Source organism: Bacillota bacterium, assembly GCA_030019365.1.
Classification (GTDB): Bacteria; Bacillota; Sulfobacillia; order JACIYH01; family JACIYH01; genus JACIYH01.
On the sequence record JASEFA010000007.1, the window covers coordinates 1 to 19,031 of the forward strand.

Here is a 19,031-nt window from a genome sequence, read left to right on the forward strand (position 1 = left end):
CCTCCACCGTACCCCGCTGCCCGGGCTGCAGGATGGCGTTGCCTCCCAGGGCGATCACCACAAGCTCCTTAGCCACTTCCCTTTCCTCCTGCTGCCCCTATTCTCCCCGCCCCGTCACACCGGCTCGTCCCGCCGCCCCATCGCGCCGCCCCGCCGCGCCGCCAGGGCGGAAGCCCGCCCTGGCTGCAGCGACCTGGACGCGGCTATATGCCGGGAGCCCACGCTTGCATGATGCTGGCCAGTCCGGTGGCGCCACATGGCGGGCACCGGCCAGCGCCGGGGCGGGACGGGGGCTCACTGCATGATGAGGGCCATCACGGCCTTCTGGGCATGCAATCTGTTTTCCGCCTCGTCGAACACCACCGAGTTGGGACCGTCGATGACCTCGTCGGTGACCTCAAAGCCCCGGTCGGCGGGCAGGCAGTGCATGTACAGCACATCAGGCCGGGCCAGCTTAAGGGTATCCTCGTCGCAAATCCAGTGCTTGTTGGCATCGAACAGCTTCCCCACGGCGTCCCAGTCCGCTGCCCTGGCCTGGGGCGGGATGTGCTTGAGCACCCCCCAGCACTTGGGATACACCACGTCGGCATCGCGGAAGGCCTTCTTCATGTCGTGGACGATTTCGAAGGTGCCCCCGAACCTGCGCTGGTTCTCCTTCACCTTCTCGATCACCCCGGGATCGAGCTCGAATCCCTCGGGGTGGGCCAGCACGATGTCCATGCCGAAGAAGCTGGAGATGGCCACGGCGCTCTGGGGAACCGCCACCGGCTTCTCCACGCTGGGGGAGTATGCCCAGCTCACCACGACCTTCTTACCCTTCAGGTCACCCAGCTTCTCCTTCATGGTCATGATGTCCGCCATGGCCTGGCACGGGTGCCACATGTCGTCTTCCATGTTGATGACCGGGATGGTGGCCCAGCGGGCAAACTCCCGGATGTACTCATTGCCCCGGCCGTAAACCCAGCCGGTGGGCTTGCCGTAAATGCGGATGGCGATGGCGTCGCCGTAGCGGGACAGCACCCGGGCCACGTCGGACACCCGCTCGGTGGTGTACGCCTTCTCCATCCCCTTGATGGCGGGAGTGTAGACCTTGTCCGCATCCAGATAGTTGGCGTGGCCGCCCAGCTGGGCGAACCCGGCCTCGAAGCTGTTGCGCGTGCGCAGGGACCGGTTGTAGAAGATCAGGAACAGGTTCTTGCCTTCCAGCAACCGGTGGGGCCGGCGCAGGGCATAGTCTTCCTTCAGCCGGAACGCCACCTCCAGGATGGTCTCCAGCTCCTCCCGGGTGAGCTCGAACTCGGAGATGAAGTCCCTTCCCTTGAACACATCTGTCTTCACGTTACCTCTTGTACCTCCTGTATGCCGGGTGGACGCGACCGTCCCCCTCGTGTTTCATCCCGGCTTACGCCCTTGCAAGTCCCGTGCCACCTCCCCGCGCGGCGAAATCCCTTGGCAGAGAGGCCCGTCACCCCGCACCGGCACCAGGTCGCGCCCGCAACGATCTTCTCAAGGTGAGAAATGAGAAGCACGCGCCTCGCACTCGGCCATGACCCGGTGGACGTCCACGGTCAGCAGGCGCCGCTCCAGGAGGAGCGGGCGACCGTCCACGATTACCATCTCCACATTCTGGGGGCCCGCACAGTACACGATGCCGGCGTAAAGGTCATGCAGGGGCCAGCTACCCGGGACCCGCAGGTCGAGCACCACCAGGTCCGCCCTCATCCCCGGCTCCAGCCTCCCCAGCTCGTGCTCCCGGCCGACGGCCCGGGCTCCCCCGGCGGTGGCCATCTCCAGCACCCGGTAGGCGTCGGGCCGGGTGGGATCACCGGAAATGCCGCGCGGCATCAATGCCGCCAGGCGCATGGCGGCGAACATGTCCAGCGTCCCCGCGCTCGCGGCCCCATCGGTGCCCAGGGCCACGGGCACCCCGGCCTCCAGCATCTCCACCACGGGGGCAACTCCCGCCCCCAGCTTCAGGTTGCTGACGGGGCAGTGGACGCAGGCGCCCTGCAACGAAGCCAGCATCCGGACTTCGTCCTCATCCAGGTGCACACAGTGGGCGGCGAGCAACCTGTCGTCGAGCAGGCCGGCGGCGCGGATGAGCTCGGGCGGCCTCCTGCCGTACCGCGCCAGGCAGGCATCCACCTCTCCCCGGGTCTCGGCCAGGTGGATGTGCACGCCCAGGCCGGTTTCCCGCGCCAGCCGGTGCACCCGGGCCAGGAATTCCGGCGGGCAGGTATGGGGAGCGTGAGGGCCCAGCATGGCGGTGATACGGCCTCCCGCCCCGCCATGCCAGCGCGCCGCGAACCCCCGGGCGGCCTCCAGCAGTTGCTCTGCCCCCTCGCGGGCGGGCACCAGCCCGGGCGCAAGGGCAGCCCGCATCCCCGACTCCCGCACCGCCTGCGCCACTTCGTCCATGTGGAAGTACATGTCCGCAAAGGTCGTGGTACCGGACAAGATCATCTCGGCGATGGCCAGCAGGGTTCCCCAGTACACGTCCTCCGGCGTGAGACGGCCCTCTGCGGGCCATATCCTGTCCCGCAGCCACCGGTCCAGGGGCAGGTCTTCCGCGTACCCCCGGAAAAGGGACATGGCGGCGTGGGTATGGGCGTTGACCAGCCCCGGGATGACCACCTTCTCCGCCGCCTCGAGCACGCGGGTGCCCGGGCCCCACTGCCGGGGGACCCGGCTCCGGGGCCCCACCGACGCGATGCCGGGACCTTCGATCACGATCTCCCCATCGGGGATGATGCCAGCCCGCCCCGCCATGGTGACCACCGTGGCGCCGGTGATCACCAAACGCTCCTCTGCCACCCCACCACCGGGCGCCAGCACAGCTACCCCTCCACTGCCGGGCCCGCGGCCCGGCCGCACCGGCAGTGGCGCACGGGGGGGACCATCTCCACCGCCCGCTCGAGCAGGGCCCGCAGGCGGGCTGTGTTGGCCGCCATCACCTGGAGGACCTCCTCGTGGGTGAGAGGGGTAGGGGAAATGCCGGCGGCGAAGTTGGTCACCGCGGCCACCAGGGCGTAGCAGAGGTTGGCCTCCCGGGCCAGCACCACCTCGGGCACATTGGTCATCCCCACCAGGTCCCCTCCCAGGATGCGGAAGGCCCTGATCTCCGCGGGCGTCTCGAAGCGGGGGCCTTCGGTGCAGACGTAGACGCCCCCCTCGTGGGCGGCTATCTCCAGCTCCCGGGCAGCCCGGGCCAGACTCGCCCTCAGTTCGGGGCAGTACGGCTCGGTGAAGTCTACGTGCACGACGCCGGCCTCACCCCCTTCGAAGAAGGTGGACTCCCGGCGCCGGGTGAAATCGACGAACTGGTCCACCAGCACGAATTCCCCCGGTTTCATCTCCGGATTGAGCGATCCCACGGCGGCAGTGGCCAGCACCCGCTCAAAGCCCAGGTCCCGCAGGGCCCGGATGTTGGCCCGGTAGTTGACCCGGTGCGGGGGCAGGGAATGATGGGGCCCGTGCCGGGTCAGGAATCCCACCTCGATTCCCCTGAACCTTCCCAGGCTCACCCGCGCCTCTCCGTAAGGGGTGGTGACCGTCGTCTCCTCCCGGCCCTCCAGCAGGCCGGGATCGTACACCCCCGTCCCTCCGATGATGGCAACCCGCACCTCCAACGCCCCCCAGTGCCCCGCTTTCGCCGCTCAGAATGGGGGCCCGGGTGCCCCCGGGCCCCTCTCGCGCCCTTACAGAAACATGGCGAGCAGGATGAGCACCACCAGCGGAGCCAGTCCGCCCACGATGCCCAGCTTGCCCACCACCGCCAGGTTGCCGAACTGGGCGAAACCGGCGGCAAATGCCGACGCCCGGTACACCTCTATGGACAGGTAGTTCCCCACCACCAGCGCCACCAGCCCTCCCAGCCAGAGCAGGGCGGTGCGCGCCCCCGGGGCCCTGCGGCCCACATCCTCCTCCGGCATGATATCCGTCCAGAGCAGACCCCAGCGCTTGACGCGTGGGTAGAGGATATACAGCAGGATGGGGCCCAGGATGATGGCGGCGAGGAAGTTGTTCACGGTGATGATGTTGCCCAGCACGGCAAAGGGCAGCATCTTGAGGACCTCCAGGCCCCAGGCGATGATCACCGCGCATACCGTGCTGGCCAGGAAGGCAACCAGGGCGAACTCCAGCACCTGCCGACCCCGGCGGGAGCGCATGTCGGGCTCGACGCCGGAGGACAGGACGCCCATGTGTCCCCAGATGGCATAGGGAACCAGGCCGAAGAAGAAGTTGCCGATGAACCCAAAGAAGCTGCCCGGTCCCAGGGTGCCGAACAGGTCACCGATCAGGTTCCCGATGGCAGACCCCCAGGCGGCCGCGGGACCGAACAGGAGTGAGAACACCACCGGCACCACGTTGGCAGGCCGCACTTCGGTGATCCCGGGAATGAGCGGGATACCCTTGAAGGGGATCAGGATGGCCGCGTACACCGCCGCAGTAAGGGCCACCAGCACTACCATCTTGGTGCTCCGCCACATGGTGATCAGCTCTCTCACGCCACACCCTCCTCTCCACCCGCATGGCGGGTTTCCTCAGAGCCGCCACGAACGCAGATACTCCGCCTGTTCCCCGGTCAGGCCGTCGATGCTCACCCCCCATCCCGCCAGCCACAACCTGGCCACCTTCTCGTCCATTTCCCGGGGCACGCCCAGGACGCCCCTGCCCAGCTCCGGTCCCCGCTCCTGCACATGGCGGAGGGCCAGGGCCTGCAGTCCGAAGGAGAGATCCATGATCTCGGCCGGGTGGCCGTCCGCCGCGGCCAGGTTCACCAGCCTGCCCTCGGCCAGCAGGTGCAGGCGACGCCCATCGGCCAGCCGATACTCCTCCACCCCGGGACGTACCACCCGCCTGGACACAGCCAGGCGGTCCAGGTCGGGCTTGGAGATCTCCACGTCGAAGTGACCCGCGTTGGCCAGGATGGCCCCGTCCTTCATGACCTGGAAGTGCTCTCCGCGGATGACGTCCCTGTTGCCGGTCACCGTGACGAAAAAGTCGCCCACCCGGGCGGCCTCCCCGAGGGGCATGACCCCGAACCCGTCCATGATGGCCTCGATGGCGCTGATGGGATCCACTTCGCACACGATCACCCTGGCCCCCAGGCCGCGGCCCCGCATGGCCACCCCTTTGCCGCACCAGCCGTACCCGACCACCACCACCGTCTTGCCGGCCACCACCAGGTTGGTGGCCCGCATGATGCCGTCCCAGGTGGCCTGGCCGGTGCCGTAACGGTTGTCAAACAGGTGCTTGCAGTAAGCGTCGTTCACCGCCACCACCGGGATCTCCAGGACCCCCCGGGCCTCCATGGCCCGCAACCGGTGGATACCCGTGGTGGTCTCTTCGCACGCCCCCTTCACCTTCTTCAGAAGCTCCCGCCGCTCGGTGTGAATCAGGGTCACCAGATCGGCCCCGTCATCGATGATCAGGTCCGGTTCCGTGTCCAGCACCCGGTGCAGGAAGGCACGATACTCATCCCGGGCAGCATCCCGCCAGGCGTACACCAGCACCCCCGACTCGGCCAGGGCGGCGGCCACGTCGTCCTGGGTGGAGAGGGGATTGCTCCCCGCCACCGCCACCTGCGCTCCCCCGTCCCGGATCACCTGGGCCAGGTAAGCCGTCTTTGCCTCCAGGTGCAGGCATATGGCCACCCTCCGGCCGGCGAAGGGCAACTCCTTCGTGAACTCCTTCTTGATCTCGCCCAGCACCGGCATGTGCTGGCTGACCCAGTCGATCTTCAGCTTCCCCCCGGGAGCCAGAGAGGGATCTCTCACCACGCTGCTTCCCACGACCTGCCTTCCCCCCTCACCAACTGCACCCGGCTACCTGATCAGGCCGGGAATCTCCAGCCAGCCGCGCAGCTTGAAGAAAACCGTCACCGCGAGCAGGACCACCGCACAGAGCAGGACCGCGTAATCCAGGGCACGAAAGCCGATCTCCAGGTAGTACGTCCTCTCCTTTTGGGCGCCGAACCCCTTGGACTCCAGGGCCATGGCCAGCTGGTTGGTGCCCCGGATGGCGCACACGAACACGGGTATCAGCATGGGAAACTGCTTTCTCACCCGGACCAGAAACCCCCCCGAGGAGATGTCCAGGCCCCTCGATTTCTGCGCCTGTATCACCGTCACGCTGGCCCCGACGAAGGTGGGGACCAGCCTGAGGGCGGTGGAAAAGGCAAAACTGACGGGAAAGGGGGTCCCCAGCCTGATAAGTCCCGTGGTTATCTCCTCGTTGCGGGTGGTGGAGAGGAAAACCATCCCCGCTATCACCATGGTGTCCAGCTTCACGCCCGTGGCCAGCCCGTAGAGAAGCGCTTCCAGCTCGATGGGCCCCAGGAGGCGCGTAGGGCCTCCCGCCCAGAAAGACCAGATGAGGGTGGAGAGGACGCCGATGGTAACCAGCATCACCCAGATGCGCCTCAGGTTCGCCAGCACCCGGGCCGCCTGTCCCGCGGTCAGCACCACCGCCAGCAGCCCCAGCAGGGGCACGGGATGGTTCATCAGGACGGCCATGGCAAAGACCATGAGCAGGACGCACAGCTTGGAGCGCGGGTCCAGGCGGTGGACGGCGGTATCGCGGTCAAGGTACAGGTAGACGTCCACCGTCGTCGCCCCCCTTCACCAGACAGGCCCTCGCCTCCGCCACCGTGAGCAGGGGGTGACCGAGGCGGTTGCCCAGCCTCACGATCTGGGGTGGACGCAGGAAGGCCCGCGTCAGCTCCTCCTCGTGGGAGAACACTTCCCGGGTGGGACCGGCGAACATGACCCTCCCGTCCTTCATCACCACCACCCGGTGGGCGTACTCGGCCACCACCCACATGGTGTGGGTGACCGCGACGATGGTGTGGCCGTCCTGGTTGAGTTTCCTGATCAGTTCCATCATGCCCCGCTGTTCGCGGTAGTCCAGCCCGGTGGTGGGCTCGTCCAGGATGATGACCCGGGGCCTGGTGGCCAGCACCGATGCCACCGCCACCCGCTGCCTTTCCCCCTTGGTGAGGGTGAAGGGGTCGGCCCCTTCGCGGCCGGCCAGGCCCACCGCCGCCAGCGCCTCTTCCACCCGCTGCCTGACCTCCTGGGGCCACACGCCGAAGTTCCTGGGGCCGAAGGCCACCTCGTCGAAAACCGTATCGGCGAATATCTGGTGGTCGGGGTTCTGGAACACATAGCCCACCAGCCTGCTCAGTTCCAGCACTCCCGCGCGGGCCGTGTCCCTTCCCCCCACCACCACCCGCCCCTCAGTGGGGAGCAGCAGACCGTTGAAGTGCTTCACCAGGGTGGTCTTGCCGCTACCGTTCTGACCCACCACCGCCAGGAACTCGCCCTCCCGCACGGTCAGATCGATGCCGTCCAGGGCCGTCACCCCGTTGGGATAACGGTGGTGGAGCCCGCGAACCTCGATAATGGGCTCGTCCCGGGCCGGACCGCCTTTCCCCTCCAGAAGGCGGCCGTAAGCCTGCTCGTCGACGCGCCAGCCCCGCACCCCCATGAAATCCAGGGCTTCATCGACTGTGAAGGGAACCTGCTCCTCCCCCAGGTCGCGGAAAAGCCGCACCACGTGCAGCGGCTGGATCCCCGCCTCCTCCAGAGCATCCGCATCGGCCAGCACTTCCCGGGGGGACCCCTGCCTGCTGATGCGACCCCCCTGCATGACCAGCAGTCGGTCGGCGGCCAGGGCCTCTTCGGTCTCGTGCTCGACGATGACCATGGTGACGTCCCGGGCGGCCCGCAGGCGGGCGGCGGCATCGAACACCTCGTGCTTTCCGATGGGGTCCAGGTCTGTGGTGGGTTCGTCCATGCAGACCACCCACGGGGCCAGGGAGAGCACCGAGGCAATGGCCAGGCGCTGCTTCTGGCCGCCCGACAGCGTCATGGGTTGACGGCGTTCCATCCCGCTCAGGCGCACCGTGGCCAGGGCTTCCCGGACGCGGGCGGCGATTTCTTTCCGGGGAAGGCCGAAGTTCTCCGGGCCGAACGCCACCTCGAGCTCCACGTTCGTCGAGAACAGCTGGGTCTCGAAGTCCTGGAAAACCAGCCCCACGTCCCGCGCCAGCTGGCTCACCTTCGCCTGCCGGGTATCTTTGCCCAGCACGGTGACCCGGCCTTCCAGCTTGCCCCGCAGGAAGTGGGGGATGAGCCCGTTCATCGTGCAGCACAGGGTGGACTTACCCGCCCCACTGGGCCCCATGACCACGACGAACTCGCCCTCTCCCAGCTCCAGGTCGATGCCGTCCAGGGCGCAGGCGGCCTGGTCCTTGTAGCTGAAACGCACTCCCTCCATCGTCACCGCGGAACTCAACCGCGTCACCCCTCGCTCGGCCGTATACGCCGGGTTTTTCGCGGGTGGGAGGACTCCATCCTGCCGGAGCCTCCCCACGGCTAGAGTGTCCCGCACGAGTACCTAGACAAGCAGGTCCACGAAGCGGAAGGCCACCGTATCCACCAGGCCCCGGTTGGTGATGCGCAGTTCGGGCAGGACGGGCAGGGCGAGCAGGGACATGGTCATGAAGGGAGACGCCAGCTGACACCCCAGGTCGCGCCACGCCTGCCCCAGCTCGGCCACGGCCGCCGCCACCTCGCGGGCGGGCCGGTCGGACATGAGCCCGGCGATGGGCAACTCCACCCGGGCGAGCACGGTCCCGCCCGCCACCGCCACCATCCCTCCCCCGCACTCCAGTAAAGCGTTGCCGGCGGCCGCCATGTCGGCGTCGTCCACCCCCACGACCAGGAGGTTGTGGCTGTCGTGGGCCACGGTGGACGCCACCGCACCCCGGCGCAGGCCGAAGCCCTGCACGAAACCCAGACTCATGCCCCCGTTTCGCCCGTGCCGCTCCGCCACCGCCACCTTGGCGATATCTCTGTCCGGGTGGGCCTGTAGCTTCCCGCCCCGCCCGGGCAGGGAGACGATCAGGTGGCGGGTGAGGACCTTGGCCTCCAGCACCTCAATGACCCGTACCCTGACTTCCCCTTCGGGCATATCCCCCGCCCCCGGGAGCCCTGCCACGGCGAAATCCACGGGGGCAAGCGGTCGGGGTAACCGGACCGTATGGCGCACCAGGTCAGGATAAGCGGGGTCGCGCGGAGGCGAAAGGAGTCTCCCTTCGTGCGCCACCACCCGGCCGTCCACCATGACCTGGTGCACGTTCACGCCCGCCAGGTCGGTGAGGAACAGGATGTCCGCCCGCCTGCCGGGAGCGATGCTCCCCAGCTCTCCATCCACGCCGAAATATTCGGCCGGGTTGATGGTGGCCATCTGAATGGCGGTGACGGGGCGAAGCCCCTCGAAAATGGCTCTCCTCACCACCCGGTCCATGTGCCCCTCGGTGACCAGGGTGTGGGGATGGCAGTCGTCGGTGACCAGCACCGCCCGCCGGGCATCCACACCCGCTTCCGTGATGGCCTTCACCGTCTGCTTCACGTCCCGCCACGCCGAGCCCTCCCGGAGCATGGCCCACATCCCCAGCCGCAGGCGGGCCAGCACGTCCCCGGCGGTGGTGGATTCATGGTCTGACGAGACTCCGCTGGCCGCATATGCCACCAGCCCGCGCCCCAGGTCGGGGTGGGCATAGTGGCCGGTGGCGGGCTTGCCGAGGCGCAGGGCGGCCCGGATCTCCTCGTGCATCCTCTCGTCGCCGTCCAGCACGCCGGGGAAATCCATCACCTCACCCAGTCCGGCCGCCCCGGGCCAGGTGAGGGCCTCGGCGACCTGGGCCGGGTCGAGAGTGGCGCCCCCGTCCTCCAGATGGGGGGCGGCCGGCACGCAGGAAGGCACAGTGGCAAAGACCTTCAGGGGGAGATCCCGCCCCTCCTGCAGGAGCAGGCGTACGCCCTCCAGGCCCAGCACGTTGGCGATCTCGTGGGGATCCATGAAGATGGCCGTGGTGCCCCGGGGCAGCACGGCCTGGCAGAACTGAGTGAGGGAAAGCATGCTGCTTTCCACGTGCACGTGACCGTCGATGAATCCCGGGACCAGGTAGCAGCCGCCGGCGTCGATAAGTTCGGTTCGGGGGCCGACGGTATGGCGAGCATCCTCACCCACGAAGGCGATGCGTCCCGCGGCCACGGCCACGTCCTGCCTCAGCACCTCGCCCGTGAACACGTTCACCACCCGGCCCCCGCGGATAACGGTATCAGCGGGTACCGCTCCGGTGGCGACCCTGACCAGGGCCACGGACAGGTCAGCCAGGGTCTGCAGGGGCACCACCTCCACTACTTGGGCACGGTTCCCTCCACGCCTTCCACCAACCACTCCATGCTGAGCATTTCCTCGTCGGTCATCTTCTGACCGGCAGCCACCTTCACCTTACCGGATTGGTCCTTGATAGGCCCCCAGAAGACGTCCCACTTCCCGGAGAGGATCTCCTGCTTCTTCGCTTCGACCAGGTCCTTCACCTCGTCCGGAACCATGGGGCCGAAGGCCGCCAGATCGACCACACCGTCGGACATGGGGCCCCAATATGCTTCCGGCTTCCAGGTGCCGTCCATAACCGACCGGACCACCTTGACGTAGTACGGCCCCCAGTTCCACACCGGCGCGGTGAGAAACGCCTTGGGACTGAACTTGCTCATGTCTGAGTTGTAACCGATGGCGTACTTGCCTGCCTCCTCGGCCGCCTGCAGGGGGGCGGCGCTGTCAGTCTCCTGGGCCAGCACGTCGGCACCCACGGCGAGCAGGCTCTTGGCCGCCTCCTTCTCCTTCGCGGGGTCGTACCAGGCGTTGCACCATACCACCTTGACTTTGGCCTTCGGGTTGACGGATCGCACCCCCAGAGTGAAAGCGTCAATGTGGCGTACCACCTCGGGAATGGGATATGCCCCCACATAGCCCAGCAGGTTCGTCCTGGTCATCTTCCCGCACACCATGCCGGCCAGGTAGAAGGGCTGGTACATGCGACCGAAGTAGTTGCCGGCATTGTCGGCCAGCTTGTAGCCCGAGCAGTGCATGAAGACGACTTTGGGGTACTTCTGAGCGACATTGATGACGCCGTCCATGTATCCGAAGCTGGTGGCGAAGATCACCCGGCATCCGTCCTCGGCCAACTGGGTGAGTACCCGCTCGCAGTCCGCCCCCTCCGGCACCTGTTCGACGTACACCGTCTTCACCCCGGGCACCTGCTTCTCCAGGTACAGGCGGCCCAGGTCGTGAGCGTACGTCCACCCCGCGTCTCCCACCGGACCCACGTACACAAAGCCGACCTTGAACTCCTGGGCCGGCTCCGCGGGCTGGGCGGGCTTCTCCGGCGTCGCGGGCTTACCGCACGCGCTCACCGCGAGCGCCATCAGGACCAGCACACCCAGCCCCACCAGTATCCTCCGGTGCACTCTCGCTCCCTCCCTCTCCCCTGTCCATGCCCTCCCCATTGACCACCTGGCACCTCTCCTTCCGCCTGCGACGGTGCCCTTTTCGTTCTGACGACACGCCTCACCTCCTCCCATCGCCTCGCCAGTCAGCAGCCGCTAGCGCGCGTGGCGCACGGGGTATCCCTCGAGGGAGTAACGTTCCACCTTGCGATAGAGGGTGGCGACGCTGATGCCCAGGGCCCGTGCCGCCAGTCTCTTGCCCTGCAGGCCGGTGCCGTACCGCTCCAGGGCCTCCAGGATGGCGCGCTTCTCCAGGCTGCGCAGGTCGAGGCCCCACGTCCCCGCGGGAACTGCGGGCGAACCCCTCACGTACGGGGGTAAATGCTCGGGCTCGATGAGTTCGGCCTGGCACATGTTGGCGGCAAACTCCACCGCATTCTGCAGCTCGCGCACGTTGCCCGGCCAGGAGTAACCCACCAGCAGGCGCATGGCAGCGGGAGTGAAACCTTCCGGGCAACGGGGAACGGCGCCCGTCAGCCGGCCCAGGAAGTGCTCAGCGAGCGGCGGGATGTCCTCCCGCCGCTCCCGCAAAGGCGGAATCTGGATCGGAATCACCTGCAGGCGGTAGTACAGGTCCCGCCGGAACTTCCCCTCCTCGACCAGGCGCTCCAGGGGGCGGTTGCTGGCCGCGACCAGCCGCACGTCCACCCGCAGGCACGCCCTCCCCCCCAGCCGCTCGACCTCCCTTTCCTGCAGCGCCCGCAACAGCTTCACCTGCAGGGGCAGAGCCAGGTCCCCCACCTCGTCCAGGAACAGGGTACCCCCGTCTGCCAGCTCGAACTTGCCCGGCTTCCCCCGGGGATCGGCCCCGGTGAAGGCACCCCGCTCGTAGCCGAAAAGCTCACTCTCCAGCAGCCCTTCGGGAATGGCTCCGCAGTTCACGGGCACGAAAGGCCCCTCTGCCCGACGGCTCGCCTGATGGATGGCACGGGCGAGCAGTTCCTTGCCGGTGCCACTTTCCCCCTGGATGAGGACCGTCGAATCTCCCGCCGCTACCCGCCGGGCCATCTCGCACACCCGCTCCATGGCCGGGTTCCGGCTCGCTATGGCCGCGAAACCTGCCCGGCCATCACCCCGGCCATCCCGTTGCATACCAGCACCTCCACCGACGCCCGGCCTCGTTTCTCCGGGGGCACCGGGACCCTCGCCCGCTCATTCCCCCGCCGCAGCCGTCCCGGCAACCAGGCGGTACACCCGCCGGGGGCGGCCCCGCCTGCCGGGCGTCTCCTGACCCGCCCACTGCACCAGCCCGCCCGCCTCCAGCTTCCCCAGGATGCGGTTGGCGCTGCGCACCGCCACCTCCAGGTGAGCGGCTGCCTCCTGGGCCGTGAACTCCTCGCCCAGGCTCTCCAGCACGGCCAGCACCCGGCTGAGGGAGGCGGGAGCCATCCCCAGCTCCCGGGCACGATCCAGCAGGGCGGGATCCGTGCTGCGCACCTCGTAGACCACGGGGCCCGCACCCAGGGGCCCGATGAGACGCCGGTGCTCCGTCATCACGTAGCACTTGTTGCCGTCGTTCCGGATGGCCTCCTGCAGAGCCATGCGGGCGCTGGCACCCGCCCGGTTCGCTGTCTCGCCAAATCCGACGCCGACGCTCACGCGTACCCCGGCCCGGTTGAATCTTTCCACCAGGTTCCAGCTCGTGTAGAAGTTGGTCGACTTCTCAAAGAGGGTGCGCGTGGTGAAGAACTGGTACTCGTCTCCACCGTCGTGCCACAGGTGACCATCGATTTCCTCCACGAATCCCAGCAGGATATTGTACGCGCGCAGCCGTCCACGCTGCTGCTGCAGAGGCGTCACCGCGTCCTCGTCGGGGTGGACCCTGACCAGCCCCACCACCAGCTGCATGCCTCGCGCCCGGATGCTCTCCCCCACCAGCATCGCTTTCTCCAGGGCCTCTGCCACCGCCACCCGCGAGGGCACCAGCCAGGCGCAGGGCACACCCTGGGCACGCAGGCGCCCGTATACGCGACGCAGGCAGGTGAGGGCATGGGAGGTCTTCCCCTGCCGGTACAGGCCCAGGTGGAACTCCACCACCCGCTCAGGATCGGGAATGCCGGAGTAATCGTGCACGTAAAGGTCAAGCAGGGGGACGCCGACCTCCCGGTAGGTCTCCTCCACCACCCGGCGGTCCATGGTGTCCACGCTCACCCGGCCCAGGGAGCTGCGGTCCTGCACCCGAAACAGGGAGGCATACAGCCACATGGCCGAGTACGGGATGTACAGGGCGGGCACGCTGGCCCGCACCTCCGCCACCGTGCGCTGATAGGCCAGGGGACCGGTGAAGAGCACCACCTCCGCCTGCTGGGCGGCCCGTCCGTAAAGCTCCGGCGCCTGCGCCTCATGCTCGTAAGCCATGGGCAGCACCCGCACTCCGGGAATGCCGCCGGCGACGCCGGCGGCCTGGTCCACCATGTCGGCCGGCCCGATCACCGCCACGCGCACCGGCCTGGGCATCCGGTTTCCCTCCCGCTGAATTTGTCACCTGTCCCTTTATGGACCCGAAATCTTCTATTCGCCGCGCCCGGCTGGAATTCCTCCTCCCGGCCCCCCGCCCCCGCCCGTGCACCCGCGCCCGCCCGCGCTATCCCGCGCCCGCCCGTGCTACCCCGCGCCGGGAGGCGGGGCTCCGCCCCGAGCGCGCCGGCCCCGAGGTGCAGGGGAAAGGTGGCGACCCGCCGAAGACCATCTGCGCCCGCGCGAAGACGGCGCTCGGAGGAGGCAACCGCCCATGAAATGCTCAGCGCGTCATCGAACTCATGGAACGATGGCGGCCGGAAGTGGTAATCAACGTGGGCCAGGCGGGGGGCCGTTCGGACATTGCGGTCGAGCGCGTCGCCATCAACCTGCGCGACTACGGGATGCCCGACAACGCCCACCAGCAGCCGCGGGACGAACCCATAAGCCATGGGGCTCCGGAGCCTCCGGAACGGATTCATCCACATCCCCCTGCTCCCGGAGCAGGCAGCGAAATCCACTCCCCCCCGACCCAGCATGTCCCTGGCCACCATGGTGGAGGCCCTCAAGATCGCCATGGCCGAATCCGTACGGGCCCTGCAGGAATGAGGCGCCCGGGCGCGAAGATGCAAGAAAGCCGCGCAAGAGGCGCCGCAACGCGAAGATGCAGGAAGGCCGCAACAGGGCGCCGGCGCGGGCCCACGGGGGGGAGAGAATGAAGCAGGGAACGCCAACCCGGCCCTCGCAGCTGGCCGCAGACATCCCGCCTTTCATCGTGATGGACGTGATGGAGAAGGCCCAGGCCATAGGGAAAGAGGGCCCTCCCGTCATCCACCTGGAAGTGGGGGAACCGGACTTCGACACCCCGCCCCCCATCAAGGAAGCCGCCGCCCGCGCTCTGGCGGCGGGCCACACCCACTATACCCACAGTCTGGGGCTCCCCGAGCTGCGGGAAGAGATATGCGCTTACTACAGGCGGGAGTACGGGGTGGAGATCACTCCGGACCGCATCATCGTCACCTCCGGGACCTCGCCCGCCATGTTGCTGGTCTTTGCAGCCATCCTGGACCCCGGCGACGAGGTCATCCTCCCCGACCCTCACTACGCGTGCTACCCCAACACCATCCGCTTCGCAGGGGGAACCCCCGCCTGCGTCACCCTCCGCGAGGAGGAGGGATTCCGGTACCATCCCCAGGCCATCCGCGCCCGCATTGGCCCTCGCACCAGGGCCATCCTCATCAACTCCCCGGCCAATCCCACTGGCATCGTGCTCTCGCCGGAGCAGCTTGCTGAGCTGGCAGACCTCGGCATCCTGGTGGTGTCCGACGAGATCTACCACGGTCTGGTCTACGGCGACCAGGCCCACTCGCTGCTCGAATACACCGACCGCTGCGTGGTGATCAACGGCTTTTCCAAGCTGTACGCCATGACCGGATGGCGGCTCGGGTATGCCATCGTCCCTCCCGAGCTGGTGCGTCCGGTGCAGAAGCTGCAGCAGAACCTGATGATATGCGCCTCCTCGGTGGCCCAGCATGCCGCCCTGGCGGCTTTCGGCGCGTGCGGGCCATACGTCCGGGAAATGGTGCGTACCTACGACGCCCGCCGCCGGCACCTGGTGGCGCGCCTGCGGGAAATCGGGTTTGGAGTGGCCGTCGAGCCCACGGGGGCGTTTTACGTCCTGGCCAACGCCCGCAGGTTCTCCACCGACTCCTACGGCTTCGCCATGGAACTGCTCGAGCAAACCCGGGTGGCGGTGGCCCCCGGCATCGACTTTGGCCAGAACGCGGAAGGGTATCTCAGGTTCTCCTACGCCAATTCCCTGGACAACATCGAAGAAGGGCTGCGTCGCCTTGACGCCTATCTGGACGGCCGTTCCCGGACGACCGGGGCCTGACAGGGGCGCGCCCGATGGGCGCAGGGCCGACGCGCGCCCGGCCCGCTGCCCCGGCGTGAGCGGGCCTGATGCGCGCGGGCGCGGCGGTAATGCCCCATCCCACGACTGCTGGAGGTTGAGACATTGCCGGAGGCAAACACCGTGATCGTGGCAGTTTTTGGCGCCCACCAGTGCTCGGCGGAAGTTTACCAGGCGGCCCGCCTGGTGGGGCAGGGTATCGCCCGGGCGGGCGCCATCCTGGTGTGTGGCGGGACCACGGGCGTCATGGAGGCCGCCTGCCGGGGAGCCAAAGAAGCGGGAGGCCTCACCGTGGGCATCCTGCCGGGGGACTCCCGTGAACAGGCCAACCCCTACGTGGACATCCCCATCGTGACGGGGCTGGGCGACGCCCGCAATGTGATCATCGCCCGGTCCTGCCACGCAGCCATCGCCATCTCCGGCGGCTACGGTACCCTGTCGGAAATTGCCTTCGCCCTCAAGTTCGGGCTCCCCGCGGTAGGGCTGGGAACCTGGTCCCTCGCCCGGGAAGGCATCAAGGTGCCTCTGGTGCCGGCGAGCAGCCCCCACGATGCCGTGGAGAAGGCGCTGGCCGCCGCCCGCGGCAACGCGAGGCGCTGGCCGCCGCCCGCGGTAGCAGGAGGCCCTGATTCGGCCCCCGCCAGCCCACCGGGAGCGTGCTGCCTCAACTGAGCAGGTCGATACAGGGCGAGCGGGCGGGTAGCCCGGGCCGGGCACGCCGGGGCATGACGTCTCAGTTCAGCCGCTCGATGCGGGGGCGGAAGCCCAGGCGGTCGAGCATTTCCTCGTAGTCCCGGGCGGTAAGTTCTTCGGGGCGACGTCCCGACAGGGCCACCATGACGGCCTGCATGACGTTGGTACCAAAAGAGCGGCCGTCGTATTCCGGCGTGGTGGTGACCAGCAAGCTCACCCCGCACGCCCGCAGCGCCTCCACGTCGGCAGGCGTGACGGTATTGGTGATGATGATTTTGCCCGGCAGGTGATCGGGCATGTGGTGGGCGATGAAGAGGTAGTCGCCGGCGATGATCTCCGCCCGTTCGTAATAGGCAGTGAAGCGGGGGCGCCTTTCCTTCTGTTTCTTTCCCGTGGGGTACAAGAGGCGAAACGGCAACTGGACGATGACGGGAGCCAACACCCTGGCCAGAAGATCGAGAGAGCGCAGCGTGTGCAGGGGAACAGGTACGCCCAGCCCGAACATGAGGTCACCCAGGATCAGCCTGCACCCCGCCCGTACCATTGCTTCGGCCATCCCGAACCGGTCCATGGCCGAAACCATGAGCACGGTCTTTCCCCGCAGGGGCAGGCCGTATTCTTCAACCAGGTAGCTGATGACGCGCCGCTCCAGGGTATCTTTGAGCCCGCAACCGTCCACCATGGGGGTAATTCTGGCCGCCCGCGCGATGGGCACGGCGTCCCGGATGCGATACCTGTGCCTGCCCGCCTGCAGGTATAGGTCGATGCCGCCCATGCCGAAGGCATCCACCTGCCCGTCCAGCTCCCTCACCAGGGCGATGGCCTTGCTGATGTCGCCATCCGTCCCCCGCCGTTCCAGGATCACCTGCCGCCCCAGGAACTCTGCCCGGGCCAGGTGGTCCCGGGTGCTGGAACCCAGGGAAATCGACACCACCCGTGCGGTCCCGTCAGCGCCCGGCATTTTCCGCCCCCACTACCACTCGATGGGTGTGCACACGCATGTGCACACCCATCCTAGCGCACACCCGCCCTTCTGTCAATCCTGTCCCCGAGGCAAGCACTGGGTGTGCGCCGCGCGTGCGCGAGGCCTGCGGGCAATGCCCTGGCCAGGCCCGCGCGGGCCGGCGCCTGCGCGTGGGGCCTGCGACGGGACGATACCGTTATACCGTTCGACAGACCCTGCGATCGGAGTCACCGGATGCGGAAACCAGGCTCGCCGTGGGGTGTCTCCCAGTCCACCTCCACTCCGGCCACGCGGGCACCCGGGGGTCCCTGCCGGCACCATGCCAGGCAGGCCTCAACTGCCGGCCGCGGGCCCTCGAACACAGCCTCCACCCTGCCGTCGGGCAGGTTCCTCACCCACCCCGCCACCCCCGACCGCCGGGCCAGCTCGCGGGCATGGGCGCGGAAGAACACGCCCTGCACCCGTCCCGATATGTAGGCGTGGGCGCGTACCGTCTCGCCCTCATGCCCCAAACCGCCCATTCCCTGCTCCCTCCGCGTAGATTATACCGCGCCGGGGAGGACGGGCCCCCGGCCGGGCGATAAGGCGGCGGCGAGGCCAGACCACCCCCCGGGCGGCACGGAACCGGCGAGCCCGCGCCCACCGGTCCCGGGCTCCTCAGGTCCGGATGGCGACCAGAAGGTATCCCGCGGGTCCGTCGGTGAGGGTGATCTCGCGGAGGCCGGCGTGCCTGAGCAGGAGGAGCATGGTGTGGTGATCGGGGAGCAGGTGATCGGCCACCGCCCCTCCCAGCCCGCGGTGGAAGTGGTTGATGGCCTCCCGGCTCTCCGCATGCCCGATGACCAGGCGCCCCCCGGGCGACAGCACCCGGGCCATCTCGGCCATGGCCCTGCCCTGGTCGGGGAAGTGGGGGAAAGCGGAGTAGCAGACCACCACCCGGCAGGTACCATCGGGCAGGGGAATGGCCTCCGCCGGGGCACAAAGATACGTTGCATCAGGGAACCTGACCCGCGCCCGCTCCAGCATGGCGGGAGAGATGTCCAGGGCGTAGACGCGACCCTCCCGCCCCACCAGCTCGCCCAGGCCTGGCAGCAGCACTCCGGTCCCGCAGCCCACGTCCAGTACGGTCTCGCCCCGCCCCAGACCGGTGGCGGCCAGCATCCGCCGGATGAAGGCATGGGCGACCGTCACCTTCTCGTCCCAGGTGGCCGCCGCCCGGTCGAAGAAGGCCTGCAGATGCCGATACGGTTCTTCGCTCACGGGCGGGAGGGCACGGCTCGCTTTCCCACCAGGAGGACGGCCGCGCTCCGTTCCACCAGGGAAACCACCAGTGGGATGAGCACCAGTTGGAGCACCACCCCGGGCAACGACTGGCTGACGGCAAGGGTGAGGGGCGCGAGCAGGGGAATCTGCTTGAACCCGAAGAGGGGCAGAACGAGGTATCCCAGGAAGCCGTAAACCAGTCTGCCCGCCGCCATGGCCACCAGCAGGGAAGGATACGGGTCTGCGAGTATTCCTGCCGCATGGGCACCACCAGACACCCTGAGAAGTCTCGTTCACACCGCTGAGAAGCCAGGTTCCCAACCTCCATCTCGCTCGGCGGGACCAGACGCCGCCGTCGCGCCGGGTCCGGCGCCCGCCG

At 68.2% G+C, this 19,031-nt stretch carries 19 protein-coding genes and 1 pseudogene; 5 read left to right on the top strand and 15 right to left on the bottom strand.

What is annotated here, in order from left to right; translation table 11 throughout:
* On the top strand, positions 1–232 hold a 232-nt coding region (locus QME70_10080; protein ID MDI6894934.1), incomplete at its 5' end, for a hypothetical protein.
* Positions 233–294: 62 nt separating this feature from the next.
* Here QME70_10080 and QME70_10085 read toward each other — a convergent pair.
* From QME70_10085 to QME70_10135, 11 genes are all read right to left on the bottom strand, one after another.
* A complete protein-coding gene (locus tag QME70_10085) occupies positions 295–1,338 on the bottom strand; it encodes an N-acetylornithine carbamoyltransferase (GenBank protein MDI6894935.1) in 1,044 nt (347 codons plus the stop codon).
* A gap of 168 nt (positions 1,339–1,506) precedes the next feature.
* A complete protein-coding gene (locus QME70_10090; protein ID MDI6894936.1) occupies positions 1,507–2,835 on the bottom strand; it encodes an amidohydrolase in 1,329 nt (442 codons plus the stop codon).
* A gap of 2 nt (positions 2,836–2,837) precedes the next feature.
* Positions 2,838–3,629, bottom strand: coding sequence for an S-methyl-5'-thioadenosine phosphorylase (gene mtnP, locus QME70_10095; protein MDI6894937.1), 792 nt, complete (start codon positions 3,627–3,629; stop codon positions 2,838–2,840).
* A gap of 69 nt (positions 3,630–3,698) precedes the next feature.
* Positions 3,699–4,508: a QueT transporter family protein gene (locus QME70_10100; GenBank protein ID MDI6894938.1), complete on the bottom strand. Its 810-nt coding sequence runs from the start codon at positions 4,506–4,508 to the stop codon at positions 3,699–3,701.
* A 36-nt stretch (positions 4,509–4,544) separates the two neighbouring features.
* Positions 4,545–5,795: an adenosylhomocysteinase gene (locus QME70_10105; protein MDI6894939.1), complete on the bottom strand. Its 1,251-nt coding sequence runs from the start codon at positions 5,793–5,795 to the stop codon at positions 4,545–4,547.
* 33 nt (positions 5,796–5,828) lie between these two features.
* Entirely contained in the window at positions 5,829–6,608 is a 780-nt protein-coding gene (locus QME70_10110; GenBank protein ID MDI6894940.1) for an energy-coupling factor transporter transmembrane component T, read from the bottom strand.
* Positions 6,586–8,283 (bottom strand): energy-coupling factor transporter ATPase, encoded by a 1,698-nt coding sequence (locus tag QME70_10115; GenBank protein MDI6894941.1) that lies wholly within the window; start codon positions 8,281–8,283, stop codon positions 6,586–6,588. Before QME70_10115 ends, QME70_10110 begins: the two co-directional genes overlap by 23 nt.
* 120 nt (positions 8,284–8,403) lie before the next feature.
* Positions 8,404–10,206: an adenine deaminase gene (gene ade / locus QME70_10120; protein ID MDI6894942.1), complete on the bottom strand. Its 1,803-nt coding sequence runs from the start codon at positions 10,204–10,206 to the stop codon at positions 8,404–8,406.
* A gap of 5 nt (positions 10,207–10,211) precedes the next feature.
* Positions 10,212–11,282, bottom strand: a complete 1,071-nt coding sequence (locus QME70_10125) for a BMP family ABC transporter substrate-binding protein (protein ID MDI6894943.1) — start codon at positions 11,280–11,282, stop codon at positions 10,212–10,214.
* A 177-nt stretch (positions 11,283–11,459) separates the two neighbouring features.
* Positions 11,460–12,455: a sigma 54-interacting transcriptional regulator gene (locus tag QME70_10130; GenBank protein ID MDI6894944.1), complete on the bottom strand. Its 996-nt coding sequence runs from the start codon at positions 12,453–12,455 to the stop codon at positions 11,460–11,462.
* A gap of 60 nt (positions 12,456–12,515) precedes the next feature.
* On the bottom strand, positions 12,516–13,820 hold the full coding sequence (locus QME70_10135; GenBank protein ID MDI6894945.1) for a hypothetical protein: 1,305 nt from the start codon (positions 13,818–13,820) through the stop codon (positions 12,516–12,518).
* A 302-nt stretch (positions 13,821–14,122) separates the two neighbouring features.
* Between QME70_10135 and QME70_10140 the strand changes: the two are divergent.
* From QME70_10140 to QME70_10155, 4 genes and pseudogenes are all read left to right on the top strand, one after another.
* Positions 14,123–14,221: pseudogene (locus QME70_10140) on the top strand (pyroglutamyl-peptidase I).
* 49 nt (positions 14,222–14,270) lie between these two features.
* Positions 14,271–14,429 (top strand): hypothetical protein, encoded by a 159-nt coding sequence (locus tag QME70_10145; GenBank protein MDI6894946.1) that lies wholly within the window; start codon positions 14,271–14,273, stop codon positions 14,427–14,429.
* A gap of 106 nt (positions 14,430–14,535) precedes the next feature.
* Entirely contained in the window at positions 14,536–15,714 is a 1,179-nt protein-coding gene (locus tag QME70_10150; protein ID MDI6894947.1) for a pyridoxal phosphate-dependent aminotransferase, read from the top strand.
* A gap of 141 nt (positions 15,715–15,855) precedes the next feature.
* Positions 15,856–16,404, top strand: a complete 549-nt coding sequence (locus tag QME70_10155) for a TIGR00725 family protein (GenBank protein ID MDI6894948.1) — start codon at positions 15,856–15,858, stop codon at positions 16,402–16,404.
* 61 nt (positions 16,405–16,465) lie between these two features.
* Here QME70_10155 and QME70_10160 read toward each other — a convergent pair whose 3' ends face one another.
* The 4 genes from QME70_10160 to QME70_10175 all read right to left on the bottom strand — a co-directional run bounded on the left by QME70_10160 (position 16,466) and on the right by QME70_10175 (position 18,930).
* A complete protein-coding gene (locus QME70_10160) occupies positions 16,466–17,386 on the bottom strand; it encodes a quinate 5-dehydrogenase (protein MDI6894949.1) in 921 nt (306 codons plus the stop codon).
* 230 nt (positions 17,387–17,616) lie between these two features.
* Positions 17,617–17,910: an acylphosphatase gene (locus QME70_10165; GenBank protein ID MDI6894950.1), complete on the bottom strand. Its 294-nt coding sequence runs from the start codon at positions 17,908–17,910 to the stop codon at positions 17,617–17,619.
* 136 nt (positions 17,911–18,046) lie between these two features.
* Positions 18,047–18,649, bottom strand: coding sequence for a methyltransferase domain-containing protein (locus QME70_10170; protein MDI6894951.1), 603 nt, complete (start codon positions 18,647–18,649; stop codon positions 18,047–18,049).
* Positions 18,646–18,930: a hypothetical protein gene (locus QME70_10175; GenBank protein MDI6894952.1), complete on the bottom strand. Its 285-nt coding sequence runs from the start codon at positions 18,928–18,930 to the stop codon at positions 18,646–18,648. The genes QME70_10170 and QME70_10175 overlap by 4 nt, the downstream gene beginning before the upstream one ends.
* Positions 18,931–19,031: the final 101 nt, after the last annotated feature.